The 16989-nt window shown below is 66.3% G+C and carries 19 protein-coding genes; 10 read left to right on the top strand and 9 right to left on the bottom strand.

Annotated elements, in window-relative coordinates; genetic code table 11:
- Positions 1-9: 9 nt before the first annotated feature.
- The 3 genes from SM191_RS12115 to SM191_RS12105 all read left to right on the top strand — a co-directional run bounded on the left by SM191_RS12115 (position 10) and on the right by SM191_RS12105 (position 2070).
- Positions 10-984 (top strand): quinone oxidoreductase family protein, encoded by a 975-nt coding sequence (locus SM191_RS12115; protein WP_341506413.1) that lies wholly within the window; start codon positions 10-12, stop codon positions 982-984.
- A gap of 166 nt (positions 985-1150) precedes the next feature.
- Positions 1151-1765, top strand: coding sequence for a peptidylprolyl isomerase (locus tag SM191_RS12110; RefSeq protein ID WP_445949850.1), 615 nt, complete (start codon positions 1151-1153; stop codon positions 1763-1765).
- A complete protein-coding gene (locus tag SM191_RS12105) occupies positions 1762-2070 on the top strand; it encodes a putative quinol monooxygenase (protein WP_307001453.1) in 309 nt (102 codons plus the stop codon). Before SM191_RS12110 ends, SM191_RS12105 begins: the two co-directional genes overlap by 4 nt.
- Before the next feature lie 30 nt (positions 2071-2100).
- Here the strand turns inward: SM191_RS12105 and SM191_RS12100 are convergent, their stop codons facing one another.
- The 7 genes from SM191_RS12100 to aroQ form a co-directional block, all read right to left on the bottom strand.
- The gene (locus SM191_RS12100) at positions 2101-2424 is read right to left on the bottom strand and encodes a hypothetical protein (protein WP_341506412.1); all 324 of its coding nucleotides are present in this window, start codon (positions 2422-2424) and stop codon (positions 2101-2103) included.
- A gap of 219 nt (positions 2425-2643) precedes the next feature.
- Positions 2644-4056 (bottom strand): type I glutamate--ammonia ligase, encoded by a 1413-nt coding sequence (gene glnA, locus SM191_RS12095; RefSeq protein WP_341506411.1) that lies wholly within the window; start codon positions 4054-4056, stop codon positions 2644-2646.
- A gap of 103 nt (positions 4057-4159) precedes the next feature.
- Positions 4160-4498, bottom strand: coding sequence for a P-II family nitrogen regulator (locus SM191_RS12090; RefSeq protein ID WP_007405799.1), 339 nt, complete (start codon positions 4496-4498; stop codon positions 4160-4162).
- Between the two features lie 160 nt (positions 4499-4658).
- Positions 4659-4994: an arsenate reductase (glutaredoxin) gene (gene arsC / locus SM191_RS12085; protein WP_341506410.1), complete on the bottom strand. Its 336-nt coding sequence runs from the start codon at positions 4992-4994 to the stop codon at positions 4659-4661.
- A 207-nt stretch (positions 4995-5201) separates the two neighbouring features.
- Positions 5202-6554 carry an acetyl-CoA carboxylase biotin carboxylase subunit gene (gene accC, locus SM191_RS12080; RefSeq protein WP_341506409.1) on the bottom strand — a complete coding sequence of 451 codons (1353 nt, stop codon included), beginning with the start codon at positions 6552-6554 and terminating at the stop codon, positions 5202-5204.
- Positions 6555-6560: 6 nt separating this feature from the next.
- The gene (gene accB / locus SM191_RS12075; protein ID WP_341506408.1) at positions 6561-7046 is read right to left on the bottom strand and encodes an acetyl-CoA carboxylase biotin carboxyl carrier protein; all 486 of its coding nucleotides are present in this window, start codon (positions 7044-7046) and stop codon (positions 6561-6563) included.
- Positions 7047-7060: 14 nt separating this feature from the next.
- On the bottom strand, positions 7061-7495 hold the full coding sequence (aroQ, locus tag SM191_RS12070) for a type II 3-dehydroquinate dehydratase (protein ID WP_307001444.1): 435 nt from the start codon (positions 7493-7495) through the stop codon (positions 7061-7063).
- Positions 7496-7610: 115 nt separating this feature from the next.
- Between aroQ and thiS the strand changes: the two genes are divergently transcribed.
- Together thiS and SM191_RS12060 are read left to right on the top strand one after the other, a co-directional pair.
- Positions 7611-8660 (top strand): sulfur carrier protein ThiS, encoded by a 1050-nt coding sequence (gene thiS, locus SM191_RS12065; protein WP_341506407.1) that lies wholly within the window; start codon positions 7611-7613, stop codon positions 8658-8660.
- A gap of 90 nt (positions 8661-8750) precedes the next feature.
- Entirely contained in the window at positions 8751-8933 is a 183-nt protein-coding gene (locus tag SM191_RS12060; protein ID WP_307001440.1) for a CsbD family protein, read from the top strand.
- Between the two features lie 271 nt (positions 8934-9204).
- Here the strand turns inward: SM191_RS12060 and SM191_RS12055 are convergent, their stop codons facing one another.
- Positions 9205-10854, bottom strand: coding sequence for a thiamine pyrophosphate-binding protein (locus SM191_RS12055; protein ID WP_341506406.1), 1650 nt, complete (start codon positions 10852-10854; stop codon positions 9205-9207).
- A gap of 101 nt (positions 10855-10955) precedes the next feature.
- On the opposite strand from SM191_RS12055, the gene SM191_RS12050 reads away from it, so the two are divergent.
- The 4 genes from SM191_RS12050 to SM191_RS12035 all read left to right on the top strand — a co-directional run bounded on the left by SM191_RS12050 (position 10956) and on the right by SM191_RS12035 (position 14051).
- Positions 10956-11657 (top strand): CoA transferase subunit A, encoded by a 702-nt coding sequence (locus SM191_RS12050; RefSeq protein WP_341506405.1) that lies wholly within the window; start codon positions 10956-10958, stop codon positions 11655-11657.
- A 287-nt stretch (positions 11658-11944) separates the two neighbouring features.
- Positions 11945-12697, top strand: a complete 753-nt coding sequence (locus tag SM191_RS12045) for an HAD family acid phosphatase (RefSeq protein ID WP_341506404.1) — start codon at positions 11945-11947, stop codon at positions 12695-12697.
- 2 nt (positions 12698-12699) lie between these two features.
- Complete coding sequence (locus SM191_RS12040) at positions 12700-13335, top strand: CoA transferase subunit B (RefSeq protein ID WP_341506425.1); 636 nt, start codon at positions 12700-12702, stop codon at positions 13333-13335.
- On the top strand, positions 13335-14051 hold the full coding sequence (locus tag SM191_RS12035) for a glutathione S-transferase family protein (RefSeq protein ID WP_341506403.1): 717 nt from the start codon (positions 13335-13337) through the stop codon (positions 14049-14051). The genes SM191_RS12040 and SM191_RS12035 overlap by 1 nt, the downstream gene beginning before the upstream one ends.
- On the opposite strand, the gene SM191_RS12030 is transcribed toward SM191_RS12035, so the two are convergent.
- Positions 14026-15279 carry an MFS transporter gene (locus SM191_RS12030; RefSeq protein WP_341506402.1) on the bottom strand — a complete coding sequence of 418 codons (1254 nt, stop codon included), beginning with the start codon at positions 15277-15279 and terminating at the stop codon, positions 14026-14028. The two genes, SM191_RS12035 and SM191_RS12030, sit on opposite strands and share 26 nt — an antisense overlap.
- Before the next feature lie 152 nt (positions 15280-15431).
- On the opposite strand from SM191_RS12030, the gene leuC reads away from it, so the two are divergent.
- A complete protein-coding gene (gene leuC, locus SM191_RS12025; protein ID WP_341506401.1) occupies positions 15432-16886 on the top strand; it encodes a 3-isopropylmalate dehydratase large subunit in 1455 nt (484 codons plus the stop codon).
- Positions 16887-16989 lie beyond the last annotated feature (103 nt).

Below are 16989 nucleotides of genomic sequence, written 5' to 3'. Positions count from 1 at the left end.
GAGCATTGCATGGAAAAGACCGCCTTCATCGCCCGGACCGGCGGCCCCGAGGTCATCGAGTGGCGAGAGGCCGAACTGCCCCCGCCCGGCGCGGGCGAGGTGCGGATGCGGCATCATGCGGTCGGGCTGAACTATATCGACACCTATCATCGCAGCGGGCTCTATCCGATCGATCTGCCCGGCGGACTGGGCTCGGAAGCGGCGGGCATGGTCGAGGCGGTGGGCGAGGGCGTTACCGACTTCGCCGTCGGCGACCGGGTGGGCGTATTCGGCCCGGCACGCGGTGCCTATGCGACGGCGCGCAACGTCGCCGCCGATTTGCTCGTGCCCTTGCCCGATAGCGTCGACGACCGGACGGCGGCGGCGATCCTCCTGAAAGGCACGACGACCGCTTTCCTGATCGAGGATTGCGCGAAGGTGCAACCTGGCTGGACCGTGCTGGTCCATGCGGCGGCGGGCGGGGTCGGGCATCTGGCGGTCGGCTGGCTCAAGGCGATCGGCGCGACCGTGATCGCCACGGTCGGCAGCGAGGCCAAGGCGGAAAAGGCTCGCGCGGCGGGGGCGGATCATGTCATCCTCAACCGGCACGAGGATGTCGCGGCGCGCGTGCGGGAGATTACCGGCGGTGCGCGCGTGCCGGTGGTGCTGGACGGCGTGGGCAAGGCGACCTGGGACGCCTCGCTGAATAGTGCCGCGCGGCGGGGGCTGGTGGTGAGTTTCGGCAATGCGTCGGGGCCGGTGGATGGCGTCAATCTGGGGATATTGGCGTCGAAGGGATCGCTGTTCGTAACCCGGCCGACCCTGTTCGACTATGCCGTCAGCCCCGCAGAGAAACGTCATCTGGTCTCGCGGGTCTTCGCGATGCTGGATAAGGGCGCGATCACGCCGGAGATCGGCCAGACCTTCGCGCTGACCGACGCGGCGGATGCTCACCGCGCAATCGAAGCGGGGGAGACGGTGGGGAGTTCGGTGCTGCTCCCTTGAGGGACGGGGCGTCGGGGCGTGGCCTTCGACTTCGCTGAGGCTGAACGGAGTTTTGTGATTACCCATTCCCGACCTCCGTTCGGCCTGGGCGAAGTCGAAGGCCAAGGGATTCACCCCGCCCCGAAATCCCGTTAGACTAAAGCCCGACCCGTCCTCGGAGACATTGATGTTCCCGTTTCTGTTGCTCGCCCTGCAAGTCGCGCCTGCTCCTATCGCGACGCCTACGCCAACCGTGGCCGAAGCCCCAAAACCCGTCATGGTCCGCGTCGCGATGCAGACCAGCCTTGGACCCGTAGTGCTCGATCTCGACCGCACCCATGCGCCGATCACCACCGCCAATTTCCTGCGCTATGTCGACCAGCACCGGCTGGACGGCGTGACCTTCTACCGCACGGTCCGGCCAGCCGCCGATTTCGGCTTCGTCCAGTTCGGTATCCAGAACGAGCCCAAGCGCATCCTTCCCCCCATAGCGCATGAGCCGACGACCAAGACCGGGATCAAGCATACCGACGGTACGATCTCGGTCGCGCGGCTGGCGCCCGGTTCGGCACGCGGCGACTTCACCATCATGGTCGGCGACCAGCCTTCGCTGGACGCGGACCCGTCCAAGCCCGGCGACAATCTGGGCTATGCCGCCTTTGGCCATGTGGTCGAGGGGATGGACGTGATCCACCGCATCCTCGACGCCCCCGCCGATCCCGCCAAGGGGCCGTTCAAGGGCGAGATGCTGGCCGCGCCGGTCAAGATCCTGTCGGCCAGGCGGGTGGCGGTCGGGCAATGAGCGGCCCGTTGCTGATCATCGGGACGGTACGGTTGCCGCCGGAGAATCTCGATGCGGCCCGTCCGGTGATGCGGGCGATGGTCGAGGCCAGCCGCGCGGAGCCGGGCTGTCTGGACTATGGCTATGCCGAGGACGTGCTCGATCCCGGCCTCATCCATGTGACCGAGATGTGGGCCGATCAGGCGGCGCTCGATCGGCATTTCGCCTCACCCCATATCGCCCGGTGGCGGGCGGCATGGCCATCGCTCGGACTGGGTGAACGGAACCTTCGGCTCTACGGGGTAAGCGAAGCTCGCGCCATTTGAGCGGGTGGAGGCGGGCTGTGGCCGTGCTGGTTACGTCGGACGCCGCCTGCGTATCCGCACGCGGCGCTGGCGAATCTTCAGCGGCACGGCGATCGCAACGAACACCGCCATGGCCGACAGGGGCAGGATGGCGTCATGCTCGCGCATCATGGCCAGGGCTATGGCGCAGGCTATGGCCAGGTAGGGCGTCAGCTTGGTCAGCCACCACAGCCCCGATCCCCATCCGGGCTGATCCCTGATGTCTTTCCCGGCGACCAGAAGCGCCGTCGTCGCCCCGACCTTAGTCCCCAGCGTCAGAACGACGATCCAGCTCAACAGGTCGGCAAAGGTCGAAAATCCAAAGCTGAGCAACACGGATCGCCCCCTCCCCAAAAAGAGATCGTCGCAAAACCCGCCAGACCATCCCGGCGAAGGCCGGGATCCAGTTGGGGATAGGCTGGCAAACCACTCCCATCGCCTCGCAACTGGACCCCGGCCTTCGCCGGGGATGGTGCGATGGGGTCTGCAACGATCCCCAAAAAGAAAGGGGCCTTGCGGCCCCTTTCCCCGTAGTGACATCGATCAGGGGCTGGATCAGCCGCTGTAATACATGTCGTATTCGACCGGGCTGGGGGTCATTTCCCAGCGCATCACTTCGCTCATCTTCAGCTCGATATAGCTTTCGATCTGGTCCTTGGTGAACACGTCGCCCTTCAGCAGGAAGTCGTGGTCGGCGGCCAGCGAGTCGAGCGCTTCGCGCAAGCTACCAGCGACGGTCGGCACCTGGGCCAGTTCGGCGGGCGGCAGGTCGTACAGGTTCTTGTCCATCGCCTCGCCCGGATGGATCTTGTTCTGGATACCGTCCAGACCCGCCATCAGCAGCGCCGCATAGGCGAGATACGGGTTCGCCAGCGCGTCGGGGAAGCGCACTTCGACGCGCTTCGACTTCGGGCCGGTGCCGTAGGGGATGCGGCACGAGGCCGAGCGGTTGCGCGCCGAATAGGCGAGAAGCACCGGCGCTTCGTAACCCGGCACCAGACGCTTGTAGCTGTTGGTGGTCGGGTTGGTAAAGGCGTTCACCGCCTTGGCATGCTTGATGATGCCGCCGATGAAGTACAGGCAGGTTTCCGACAGACCGGCATAGCCGTTGCCGGCGAACAGCGGCGTCTTGCCTTCCCAGATCGAGAAGTGGGTGTGCATGCCCGAGCCGTTATCTTCCTTGATCGGCTTGGGCATGAAGGTCGCGGTCTTGCCATAGGCATGGGCGACCTGGTGCACGACATATTTGTAGATCTGCATGCGGTCGGCGGTCTGGGTCAGCGTGCCGAAGGTCAGGCCCAGCTCGTGCTGCGCGGCGGCGACTTCATGGTGATGCTTGTCGCAGGGCAGGCCCATTTCGAGCATGGTGGTGACCATCTCGCCCCGGATATCGACCGCCGAGTCGACCGGCGCGACGGGGAAGTAGCCACCCTTGGCGCGCGGACGGTGGCCGAGATTGCCGCCCTCATATTCGCGACCGGTGTTGGTCGGCAGTTCGATATCGTCGATCTTGAAGTAGGAGGACGAATAGTTGGTGTCGAACTGCACGTCGTCGAACATGAAGAATTCGGCTTCCGGGCCGACATAGACGGTGTCGCCGATGCCGGTGGTCTTCACGAAAGCCTCGGCGCGCTTCGCGGTCGAGCGCGGATCGCGGGCGTAGAGTTCGCCCGTCGACGGCTCGACCACGTCGCAGAACACGATCAGCATCGGGGTCGCCGAGAAGGGATCGGTGTAGACGGCGTCGAGGTCGGGCTTCAGGACCATGTCCGACTCGTTGATCGCCTTCCACCCCTCGATCGACGAACCGTCGAACATCAGGCCGTCGGTGAATTCGTCCTCGCCCAGGATCGACGCGACCATGGTCAGGTGCTGCCACTTGCCCTTGGGATCGGTGAAACGCAGATCGACCCACTCGATCTCTTCGTCCTTGATCTTCTTCAGGATGTCGCTGGCCGTATTCGCCATGTGTCGTTCTCTCTCTGCTTAAGGCCGTGCCCCGGAAACCGGGACCGGTGAAAAACTGCTAATCGGCCCGGGTGTCATCCCGGTGACGAAGAGGGTGGGGGCGTCAGATCGCCGCGTCGTCGCGTTCGCCGGTGCGGATGCGGAGCGCCGTCTCGACCGGGATCACGAAGATCTTGCCGTCGCCGATGCGGCCCGTCTGCGCGGCGGCGGCGATCGCCTCCACCACCCGCTCGGCCAGACCATCCTCCACCACCACCTCAAGCTTCACTTTCGGCAGGAAGTCGACGACATATTCGGCGCCGCGATACAGCTCGGTATGCCCCTTTTGGCGGCCGAAGCCCTTGGCCTCGGTGACGGTGATGCCGGACACGCCGATCTCATGCAACGCTTCCTTCACCTCATCGAGCTTGAACGGCTTGATGATCGCCTCAATCTTTTTCACGAGTCTGACTGTCCCCGATGATGTTCGAACCCTCGCCCGATCATGCGCGTAGCATGGACCGTGCCAATTGCGTCGCTCTCCTGTGAGAGCAAGGATATGGTAGGGATGACGCCCGAAAATCGGGCAGAAGAACTGATGCTGCTCGTTTTGTGGGCAGCGGTCACAACAGGCCCTGCACGGCTTCGGGCGGACGGCCGATGACCACGCCATTTGGCGTTTCGACCAAAGGCCGTTCGATCAGGATCGGGTTGGCAACCATCGCGGCAAGGATCGTCGCGTCGTCGGCGTTCAGCAACTCCTTCGCCTCGGTCTCAGCTTTGCGCAGGCCTTCGCGGGGGCTCAGCCCGGCCCTGGCATAGAGCCGCGCCAGTTCCCCGGCCGTCGGGGGAGTCTTGAGATATTCGATCACCGTCACATCCGCGCCCGCTTGCGTCAGCAGGGCCAGCGCCTCGCGCGACTTGGAGCAGCGCGGGTTGTGGAGGATCGTCGCCTTCATCGCCGATGCTTTTGGCATGGGCGGCGCGGAATGTGGAGGGGGTATCGGGAAAAATCGGGAAGGGGAGGGCCCCTCCACCACCGGGTCTTGCCCGGCGGTCCCCCTCCCCAAGCTGGGCTTGGGGAGGAATGGGTTTTCGCAAATCCTCCCCATTTCTGATGGGGAGGGGGACCGCCCCGCGCAGCCGGGGGTGGAGGGGCAGGATGCTTACGCCCCCTGCTTGGCCAGCCACTCCTCCAGCCATTTGATCGTATAGTCGCCTTTCTGGAATTCGGGATCGTCCAGCAGCGACTGGTGGAGCGGGATGGTGGTCTTCATCCCCTCGATCACGAACTCCTCCAGCGCGCGACGCAGGCGGCGTAGCGCGCCCTCGCGGGTCGTGCCGTACACGATCAGCTTGGCGATCATGCTGTCGTAATAAGGTGGCACCTTATAGCCCTGATACAGCCCGCTATCGACACGGACATGCATGCCGCCCGGCGCGTGATACATCTTCACCGTGCCCGGCGAGGGGGCGAAGGTGCGCGGGTCTTCCGCGTTGATGCGGCACTCGATGGCATGGCCGCGGAACTGGACGTCTTCCTGGCGGAGCGTCAGCGGGTGCCCCTCGGCGACGCGGATCTGCTCGCGCACCAGGTCCAGGCCGGTGATCATCTCGGTGACGGGATGCTCGACCTGAAGGCGGGTGTTCATTTCGATGAAATAGAACTCGCCATCTTCCCACAGGAATTCGATCGTGCCCGCGCCCCGATAGCCCATGTCCGCCATCGCCTTGGCCACGACGCCGCCCATGCGCGACCGCTCCTCGGCGGAGATGATCGGGGAGGGGGCCTCCTCCAGCACCTTCTGGTGGCGGCGCTGGAGCGAGCAGTCGCGCTCGCCCAGATGGATCGCGTTGCCGTTGCCGTCACCGAACACCTGGAATTCGATATGCCGGGGGTTGCCCAGATATTTTTCCATATAGACGGTGGCGTCGCCGAACGCGGCCTTCGCCTCGGAGCCCGCCTGCTGCATCAGCGTTTCGAGCTGGTCTTCGGAGGACACGACCTTCATGCCGCGTCCGCCGCCGCCCGAGGCGGCCTTGATGATCACCGGATAGCCGATCCCGGCCGCCAGGGCCTTGGCCTCCTCGAGATCCGCGATCGCGCCGTCCGAGCCGGGGACCAGCGGCAGGCCCAGCGCACCCGCCGTCCGCTTGGCCTCGACCTTGTCGCCCATCACCCGGATATGTTCGGGCTTGGGGCCGACGAAGATCAGGCCGTGCGCTTCGACGATCTCGGCGAACTTGGCGTTCTCCGACAGGAAGCCATAGCCGGGGTGGATCGCATCCGCGCCCGAAATCTCGGCGGCGGAGATGATGTTGGGGATGTTGAGATAGCTGTCGGTCGCCGAGGGCGGGCCGATGCACACCGCCTGGTCGGCCAGGCGCACATGCATGGCATCGGCGTCGGCCGTGGAGTGCACGGCGACGGTCTCGATCCCCATCTCGTGACAGGCGCGGTGGATGCGGAGCGCGATCTCACCGCGATTGGCGATCAGGAGTTTCTTGATCTGCGCCAAGGCGGCTTACTCGACGACGACCAGGGGCTGGTCGAATTCGACCGGCTGGCCGTTTTCCACCAGAACGGCGGTGACGGTGCCAGCGGCGGTCGCGGTGATCGGGTTCATCACCTTCATCGCTTCGACGATCAGCAGCGTATCGCCCGCCGACACCTTCTGGCCCACGACGGCGAAGGGCTTGGCCCCCGGTTCGGCCGATAGATAGACGGTGCCGACCATCGGCGACTTCACCGCATTGGCCGAGACGGCCGGGGCGGCGGCTTCCGCAGGCGCGACGGCTGCCGGGGCTGCCACCACGGGAGCGGGCGCGGCGGCGACGGGCGCAGGGGCATAGGCCATCTGCGCGGCGGGGGCCGCCTTGCGCGCGACGCGGATCCTGCGGTCGCCATGCTCGACCTCGATCTCGGTCAGGGCGGTGGCGTCGAGCAGCTCGGCGAGCTGACGGACGAGGTCGACATCGACCTTCATCGCTTGTTCAGTCTTTTCGGTCATGGGACGCGCTCCTGTCAGAACCGGGCGGCGGCTTCAAGCGCGAGCAGATAGGAATGCGCGCCAAAACCGGCGATTGTGCCTTTTGCGGCACGCCCGATATAGCTTTCGTGGCGGAATGGCTCCCGCGCATGGGGGTTGGAAAGGTGAACCTCGATCACCGGCGTCTTCACCGACTTGATCGCGTCGTGAATCGCGATCGACGTATGGGTGAAGCCACCGGCGTTGAGCAGCACGGCCTTCGCCTCATAGGCCTGCGCCTCGTGCAGCCAGTCGATCAGATGGCCTTCATGGTTGGACTGGCGCATGTCGATCTCCAGATCGAGTTCGCGCGCCCGGTCCTCCAGCATTCCCGCGATATCGTCCAGCGTGTCATGGCCGTAGATATGCGGCTCGCGCATACCCAGCAGGTTCAGGTTCGGCCCGTTGAGGACATAGATGGTCGCGGGCATCGGCACTCCCATGGTTGCGGCTCGGGGTGGCCGGGCCTAGATCGAGGGCCTTCCTTAACCGCATGCCCTATCCCACGTCGAGCGGGCAGCGACTTGCATGGTAAGTGACACTGATATGCCCCATACCGATGGAACCGTGACGATCACCGTGAATGGCGAGCATAAGCGGGTGGCGGCTGGCCTGTCGCTGGCCGATCTGGCGAGCCAGTTGGGGCTGGTGCCCGAAAAGGTGGCGGTGGAGCGCAATCTGGAGGTCGTGCCCCGCTCGACGCTGGCGCAGGTCGAGGTCGAGGATGGCGACGAGATCGAGATCGTCCATTTCGTCGGCGGCGGCGACCATCCGGTCGCGGGTGGCGGCGGCGATCACGCGGCGGCGCCCATGACCGAGGCGGCGGACGATGATTCGTGGGAGGTCGCGGGCAAGCGCTTCCGCTCACGCCTGATCGTCGGGACCGGCAAGTATAAGGACTTCGCCCAGAATGCGGCGGCGGTCGAGGCGGCCGGGGCGGAGATCGTCACCGTCGCGGTGCGCCGGGTGAACGTGTCGGATCGCAACGCACCGATGCTGACCGATTATATCGACCCGAAGAAGATCACCTATCTGCCCAACACGGCGGGCTGCTTCACCGCCGAGGATGCGATCCGCACGCTGCGGCTGGCGCGTGAGGCGGGCGGCTGGGATCTGGTCAAGCTGGAGGTGCTGGGCGAGGCGCGGACGCTCTACCCGGATATGGTCGAGACTCTGCGCGCGACCGAAATCCTGGCCAGGGAAGGCTTCAAGCCGATGGTCTATTGCGTGGACGATCCCATCGCGGCCAAGCGGCTGGAGGATGTGGGCGCGGTCGCGATCATGCCGCTGGGCGCGCCGATCGGGTCTGGACTCGGCATTCAGAACAAGGTCACGATTCGATTGATCGTGGAGGGGGCCAAGGTGCCCGTGCTGGTCGATGCGGGCGTCGGCACCGCGTCCGAGGCGGCGGTGGCGATGGAACTGGGTTGCGACGGTGTGCTGATGAACACCGCGATCGCCGAGGCCAGGGACCCGGTGCTGATGGCCCGCGCCATGAAGGCGGGGGTCGAGGCGGGGCGCATGGCCTATCGTGCGGGGCGGATGGGGATGCGCCGCTATGCCGACCCGTCCAGCCCGCTCGCTGGCCTGATCTGACATTAATTTCAGGGAACCCCCCGCGTAACGACGTGTTTAGTCTCCGAGTGTTCAACGGGATCATTCGATCCCCAGTAAATGGAGGCCGCGATGGGTGAGCTCACCGACAAGATCAAGGGCAACGTCAACGAACTGGTTGGCAAGGCCAAGGAAGCGCTCGGCGATCACAACCACGACGCCGATTTGAAGGCCGAGGGGCAGGCCCAGCAGCTCAAGGGCAAGGGTCAAGAAGTTAAGGGGTCGGTGAAGGGCGCTCTTGGCGACAACATCTGAACCTGCTAGTCGTTTTCTGACTAAAGCAATCAGCAACGAACTCACCGCCCCGGTTTGCGCCGGGGCGGTTTTCTTTTGTCGAAATGAAATCAAATAGTGCAATCGTTTTCTTGGTAGCGTTACTTTGGAGGCGTTGCTGGTATCTGATGCCATATTTGCGAGGAGAGAGGCTTCGGCAAAGCTGCTTGCGGGTGAAGAACGCTTGATAGCGGAATGTCCCTCCGGCAGCGCTCACGCGCTGCCGCTCGCCCTGGCAGGGTAGGAAACTGCGCTACCGCCCCGCGATTCGCGACAGGGTCGTGGCGGGGGTGATGACCTCGATATCGGTCTTCAGATGCAGCAGACGGACGCCCGTTTCGGCCATGGCGCGCGACAGGGCGGGGGCGAAGTCTTCGGTCCGTGCGACCGTCTCGCTCCAGCAACCATAGGCCCGCGCCAGTGCCGCGAAATCGGGATTGGCAAGTGCCGTTGCCGCGACCCGGCCGGGATATTCCCGCTCCTGATGCATCCGGATCGTGCCATAGCCGCCATTGTCGACCAGGATCACCAGCATCGACGCGCCATGCTGAACGGCGGTCGCCAGTTCCTGTCCGTTCATCAGGAAACAGCCATCGCCGGCCAGCGCCACCACCGTCCGGTCGGGGTGGCGAAGCGCGGCGGCGGTGGCGGCGGGGACGCCATAGCCCATGGCGCCGCAGGTGGGAGCCAACTGGCTCCCCGGCTCATAGCGCCAGTATCGGTGCCACCAGCCGGAATAATTGCCCGCGCCGTTGCAGATGATCGAGTCGGCGGGAAGCCGCTCCCGCATCGCCGCGACGCATTGCCCCAGGTCCAGCGTCACACCCTCGCGCGGGGCGGGCTCCGACCAGGCGAGATATGCGGCATGGGCCTCGACGCCCGAGGCATGGGGAGTACCCTGCTCGGACGCCATCAACTCCAGCATCGCGACGGCTTCGGCAACGTCGCCGCAAAGCGCCAGATCGGTGCGATAGACGCTGTGCAATTCCTCCGGGTCGGGATGGACGTGGATCAGCGTCTGGCCGGGATGGTCGGGGGTGATGAGGGTGTAGCCATCGGTCGTGGCTTCGCCCAGGCGCGCGCCGAGAACGATGAGCAGGTCGGCCTCCCGCACGCGGGCGACCAGCGCGGGGTTGGGGCCATAGCCCAGATTGCCCGCATAGACGGGGCATGTGGCGGACACCGCATCCTGCCGCCGGAACGCCGCCACCAGCGGGACGCCCGCCGCTTCGCCCCATTGCTCGACCAGGGCGACGGCATCGGCGTCCCAGTACGCGCCGCCGATGATCGCGACCGGTCGCTCGGCCTTGGCGATCATGTCATGGGCGGCGAGTATGTCGATGATCGACACGTCCTGCACGGGCCGCTCGATCCGGGGGCGGGTACGGCCCTCGACCAGATCGCACAGCATGTCCTCGGGCAGCGCCAGCACGACCGGGCCGGGCCGCCCGCTCATCGCCGTGGCATAGGCGCGCGCGACATATTCCGGGATTCTTGCGGCGTCATCGATCCGCGCGGCCCATTTGGCGAGCGGGGCGAACATCGCTTGGAAGTCGACCTCCTGAAAGGCTTCGCGGTCGCGCGTGCCCCGATCGACATCGCCGATGAACAGGATCATCGGCTGCGAGTCCTGCTTCGCCACATGCACGCCGATCGCCGCATTGGTCGCACCCGGCCCGCGCGTGACGAAGGCGATCCCCGGCCGCCCGGTCAGTGTGCCGTCGGCGCAGGCCATGAAGGTCACGCCCCCCTCCTGTCGACAGGTGACGAGGTCGATCGCGGGGGTGTCGTGCAGCGCGTCGAGCACGGCCAGGAAGCTCTCGCCCGGCACGGTGAAGATACGGTCGCACCCCTGTTCGAGAAGCGCATCGACAAGCAGGCGTCCGCCGGTGATCTGGGTCATCGCGGCCAGCCTAAACCCGCTTGCCGTCCCAGCGCAAACGCCGGGTTGACCCGGCTCCGTCGCTCCGCCTAACGCTGGCCCCCATCATAGGGAGGACGCCCATGCAGAAGCTTTATCCCGACGCGGCGCACGCGCTGGATGGCCTGTTGTTCGACGGCATGACGATCTGTGCGGGCGGCTTCGGCCTGTGCGGCATCCCGGAACGGCTGATCGACGCGATCGAGGCGGCCGGGACCAGAGACCTGACCATCGCCAGCAACAATGCCGGGATCGACGGCGTGGGGCTGGGCAAGCTGCTCCGCTCGCATCAGGTCAAGAAGATGATCTCCTCCTATGTCGGCGAGAACAAGGAGTTCGAGCGGCAATATCTCAGCGGCGAGCTAGAGGTGGAATTCTGCCCCCAGGGAACGCTGGCCGAGCGGTGCCGGGCAGGGGGCGCGGGCATCCCCGGCTTCTACACCAAGACCGGCGTCGGCACGAAGGTGGCCGAGGGCAAGGAAGTGAAGAGCTTCGACGGGGAGGACTATATCCTCGAACGCGGCATCCGCGCCGACCTGTCGATCATCAAGGGGTGGAAGGCCGACGAGGCCGGGAACCTGATCTTCCGCAAGACCGCGCGCAATTTCAACCAGCCGATGGCGACGGCGGGTCGCATCTGCGTGGCCGAGGTGGAGGAGGTGGTGCCGGTCGGCAGCCTCGACCCCGACCAGATCCACCTGCCGGGCATCTATGTAAAGCGGATGATCGTTGGCGCTCCGTATGAGAAGAAGATCGAGTTTCGCACGGTGCGTGAGCGGGTTTGATGTCTTGGGGGAGGGGGATGCGGAGAGCGCCAGCCCTCCCCCCGCCCCCCTCCCGCTTGCGGGAGGGGGAGCGTGCTTGGCGGATGGGGGAATCCATGAAACGCACGAAGATTGAGCACGACGGTAGCAACGCAACCTCTCCCCTCCCGCAGGCGGGAAGGCTCCCCGGCCTGAGGCTTGGCATAGCCCTTGCCACCGCCCTGACCCTATCCGGCTGCGTCGTCGCCGTCGGTAACAACAGCCCCGCACCCCCACCTCCCGCGGCCACGAACTCCAAGCTGGCGGGGATGCAATATCTCTACGGCTCGGCGGAGGCCGACGCGATCTCGCGCCAGGCGTGGAATGCGCTGGTCACCTATGCCGCCGACAGGGTCCGCCACCCACCACGCGACAGCGTCGTGCTGGAACAGGGCGCGACCCTCGACGCACCCCGCTTCGTATCCTGCACCGGCAAGCGTCCGGCGGCGGTGTTCGACGTCGACGAAACCGTCCTCCTCAACCTCGGTTTCGAGCATGACGACCTGACCGGTCGCGTCGACCGCGACTTCCCGACCCGCTGGCGCGCCTGGGAGCAGAGCGACGGCCGTGCCGTGCTGCCCACGCCCGGCGCAGGTGCCGCGATCGCCGATTTGCGGACGATGGGCGTGACGGTGATCTTCAACACCAATCGCGACGATGCGGCGGGGACGGCCCGCGCGATCGACGCGGCGGGGCTGGGCCCGGCGGTGCATGGCGACACGCTCTTCGTGCGCACCGACACCAATACCGGCGACAACAAGGATGCCCGTCGCTGGCGTATCGCGGAGCGTTATTGCGTAATCGCGATGGGCGGTGATCAACTGGGCGATTTCAGTGACTTGTTCAACGGCGCCGCCAGCGCGTCCGAGCGTCGGGCCCGGGCCGATGGCCCGCGTGTCGCGGCTCTTTGGGGGCGTGGCTGGTTCGTCTTCCCCAATCCCGTCTACGGCAAGGCGCTGAAGGGCAGCGCCGACGACATCTTCCCCGCCGACCGGCGGTGGCATCCGACAGGAGAGCAGTGACCATGGCCTGGACCCGCGACGAAATGGCCGCCCGTGCGGCCAGGGAACTGAAGGACGGATTCTACGTCAATCTCGGCATCGGCATCCCGACCCTGGTGGCCAACCATATTCCGCAAGGGGTCGAGGTCACGCTGCAATCCGAGAACGGAATGCTGGGCATCGGGCCCTTCCCCTATGAGGACGAGGTCGATCCCGACCTGATCAACGCGGGCAAGCAGACGATCAGCGAACTGCCCCACTCGGTCTATTTCTCGTCCGCCGACAGCTTCGCGATGATCCGGGGCGGGCATATCGACCTGACCGTGCTCGGCGCGATGGAGGTGTCCGAGGGCGGCGACATCGCCAACTGGATGATCCCCGGCAAGATGATCAAGGGCATGGGCGGCGCGATGGACCTGGTTGCGGGCGTCAAGAAGATCATCGTGGTGATGGAGCATAACGCCAAGGACGGCAGCCCCAAGTTCATCCCCGAATGCACCCTGCCGCTGACGGGGCGCAATGTGGTGGACATGATCGTCACCGACCTTGCCGTGTTCCAGCGGCCCGATCATGACAGCGCCTTCCGCCTGATCGAATGCGCGCCTGGCGTGACGGCGGATGAGGTCGCGGCCAAGACCACGGCGAAGTTCCAACGCTGATGGCCTATACCCTCATCACCGCGAACCGGAATTATTCCAGCTGGTCGCTGCGTCCCTGGCTGCTGATGAGGGCGCTGGGGATCAATTTCACCGATCGGATCGAGCCGTTCGAGGCGGTGGAGAATTACGTGGCGTTCCGCGCCTTCTCGCCGACGGGGCAGGTGCCGGTGCTGTTGAATGACGGGCGGGTGGTGTGGGATTCGCTCGGCATCGCGCTCTATCTGGCCGAGCGGCATCCGGGCGTCTGGCCGGAGGACGAGGGCGCACGCGGCTGGGCTATGGGCGCGGTGGCGGAGATGCACGGCGGCTTCGCGGCGCTCCGGGCCGAACGGACGATGAATATCGGCGTTCGCGTCTATCCCAAGCCCCCTTCGTCACGCCTGGAGCGCGATGTCGCAAGGCTGGTCGAGCTATGGAGCGAAGGTCTGTCGCGCTTCGGCGGGCCGTGGCTGGCGGGCGAGACCTTCTCGGCGGTCGACGCCTTTTACGCGCCCGTGGCGTTCCGGGTGCGGACCTATGGCATCGATGTCGGTGCGGCGGGCGCGGCGTGGGTCGAGACGGTGCTGGCGTATCCGGCGGTGAAGGACTGGGAGGCGCAGGCGCTGGCCGAGACGTGGCGCGATCCGGATCATGAGGCCGAACTGCTGGAATGCGGCAGTGTGACGGAGGATTATCGCGCCAAGGGCCTCCCTATCCCCGCGCCGTCTCCGGCATGACCAGCCGGTACAACACCAACCCACCCCCCGCGATCACCGCGAGCAGCCAGAAGGCGGCGTGATAGCCCGCCCCGACGATCATCACCCCGGCCAGCGAGGTGCTGAGTGCGCCGCCGATACCCTGGATCGTCGTCACCGCCCCTTGAGCGACGTTGAACCGCCCCGACCCCTGCATGATCGCGGCAACGATCACCGGGCCCAGCGCCCCCAATATCCCCGCGCCCACGCCGTCGAGCAACTGGATCGCCAGCAACCAGCCCGGCGCATCCGACACGGTGTAGAGCAGCCCGCGCGCCGCCAGCACGGCAAAGGCCACCAGCATGATCGGCCGGTGGCCCCAGTCATCCGCCTTGCGCCCGACGACCATCGCGACGGGCACCATCACCAGTTGCGCCCCGACGATACAGGCGGAGGTCAGCGACGTCGCCTTGTCGCCACCCACCTCGCGCGCCAGCAATTGCCCGACCGAAGGGAGCATCGCCGCGTTGGACAGATGGAACAGGAACCCCGCCGCCGCGAACCAGGCAAGCGTCGGCGCGCCCTTCAGCGTCTGCCAGAGCGAGGGCGGGTCGCAGGCGTCGTCCGCTTCCTCGTCGTCGTCGGAACAGCCGCGCGCCATGGCATGGTCGATCCGCTGGGGATCGAGCGACAGCGTCGCCCCGATGCTCAGCGCCGCCAGCCCGGCCATCAGCCAGAAGACCACGACCGGCCCGAACTTCCACGCCAGCAGCCCGGCCAGCGCGGCGGACACGGCGTTTCCGGCATGGTTGAACGCCTCGTTCCGCCCGATCCGCGCGGTGAAGGCCTTGGGCCCGACGATGCCCAGCGAGATGGCGGCGATGCCCGGCGCGAAGACCGACGCCGCGACGGCGGCCAGCGACTGCCCGGCGGCGACCGCCCAGAATCCCTCGACAAAGGGCAGCGAGGCGGAGGCCAGCGTTACCGCGACGGCGGCGGCGACTAGCACGGCGCGCTTGGCATAGACCCGGTCGATCAACGCCCCTGCGGGTGCGTTGGCGATCAGCCCGGCGATCCCGGCGATCGTCATGACGACCCCGGCGCTCGCCTCGTTCCACCCATGGCTAGGGCCACGTACCGAAACGAGATAGATGGCGAGATAGGGCCCCAGCCCGTCGCGCACATCCGCCAGGAAGAGGTTCATCGCGTCGAGCGCGGGCAACCGCTCGCGCCGCGCGTGGGAAGGCCGGGGCAGCGCGGCGGTCGCCATGGATTGCACACCTGGATCAAGGAACGGGACCGCCGGAACGCCGCATCCGGCCGACGGGTCCATGACAAATCCGACATTTGCGCGGGCGCGGCGAAATAACATTGCGCCCGGCCTTTGCCTCGCGCATGTTTTCGGATAACAGCGCCCCCATCATGGCCCAACGACCCCAGACTCTGTACGAGAAGATCTGGGCCGCGCACGTTGTCGAACGGCGGCCCGATGGCACCTGCCTCATCTATATCGACCGTCACCTCGTTCATGAGGTGACGAGCCCACAGGCCTTCGAAGGGCTACGCGTCGCGGGCCGCCAGGTGCGCCGTCCCGAGCTGACGCTGGCGGTTCCCGACCATAATCTGCCGACGACGCCGCGCGTCGATGCGGCGGGCCACCTGTTGCCCATCGCCGACCCGGAAAGTGCGCAGCAACTGGATGCGCTTCGCCGCAACACCGCCGAGTTCGGCATCGACTATATCGACGCGACGGCGGCGGAGCAGGGCATCGTCCATGTCGTCGGGCCGGAACAGGGCTTCACCCTGCCGGGCACGACTTTGGTCTGCGGTGACAGCCATACTTCGGCGCACGGTGCGCTGGGCGCGCTAGCCTTCGGTATCGGCACGTCGGAGGTCGAGCATGTGCTGGCGACCCAGACGCTGCTGCTCTCGCCCTCCAAGACGATGGAGGTCCGCGTCGACGGTGTGCTGGGTTACGGCGTGTCGGCCAAGGACGTGGTGCTGGCGATCATCGGCAAGATCGGCGCCGCGGGCGGCACCGGCCATGTCATCGAATTCACCGGCAGCGTCATCCGCAACCTGTCGGTCGAGGGTCGCCTGACCATCGCCAACATGTCGATCGAGGGCGGCGCGCGCGCCGGGCTGATCGCGCCGGACGAAACGACCTTCGCCTATCTGAAGGGGCGTCCGATGGCGCCGCAGGGCGCGGACTGGGACAAGGCGGTCGCCTGGTGGCGGACGCTGCCGACGGATCCGGGGGCGGTGTATGACAAGGTCGTCATGCTCGACGCCGCCGATATCGCCCCCAACCTGACCTGGGGCACCAGCCCCGAGGATGTGGTGCCGATCACCGGCATCGTCCCCGATCCCGACAACTTCGCCGATCCGTCGAAGCGTGAGGCGGCACGCAAGTCCCTGGATTATATGGGGCTGGAGCCGGGGACGGCGATGCGGGACGTGGCGATCCAGCATGTCTTCATCGGCAGTTGCACCAACAGCCGCATCGAGGATCTTCGCGCCGCCGCCGCCGTGGCGCGCGACCGCCGCGTGGCGGACGGCGTCCGCGCGCTCGTCGTGCCCGGATCGGGGCTGGTCAAGCGCCAGGCCGAGGCCGAGGGGCTGGACCGGGTGTTCGTCCAGGCGGGCTTCGAATGGCGCGAGCCGGGCTGTTCCATGTGCCTCGCCATGAACCCGGACAAGGTGCCGCCGGGCGAGCGTTGCGCCTCGACCTCCAACCGCAATTTCGTCGGGCGGCAGGGGCCGGGGGCGCGCACCCATCTGCTGTCCCCCGCCATGGCGGCGGCGGCGGCCGTGACCGGGCGCCTTTCCGATGTTAGAGAGTTGATGCATCGCGATTTCGATCGTGAAGCGATCTGACCGCCAAGGCAGGGGAGACACATATCATGAAGCACGTATTGGTCATGCTCGTCACCGGCGCGGTTCTGTGCGGCGCCGCCGCCTATGCCGCGGGGATAGCATC

This window comes from Sphingomonas sp. 2378, from assembly GCF_038084995.1.
Lineage (GTDB): Bacteria > Pseudomonadota > Alphaproteobacteria > Sphingomonadales > Sphingomonadaceae > Sphingomonas.
The sequence above is the reverse complement of the archived record's forward strand: the minus strand, read 5'-3'. Positions and strand labels throughout refer to the sequence as shown.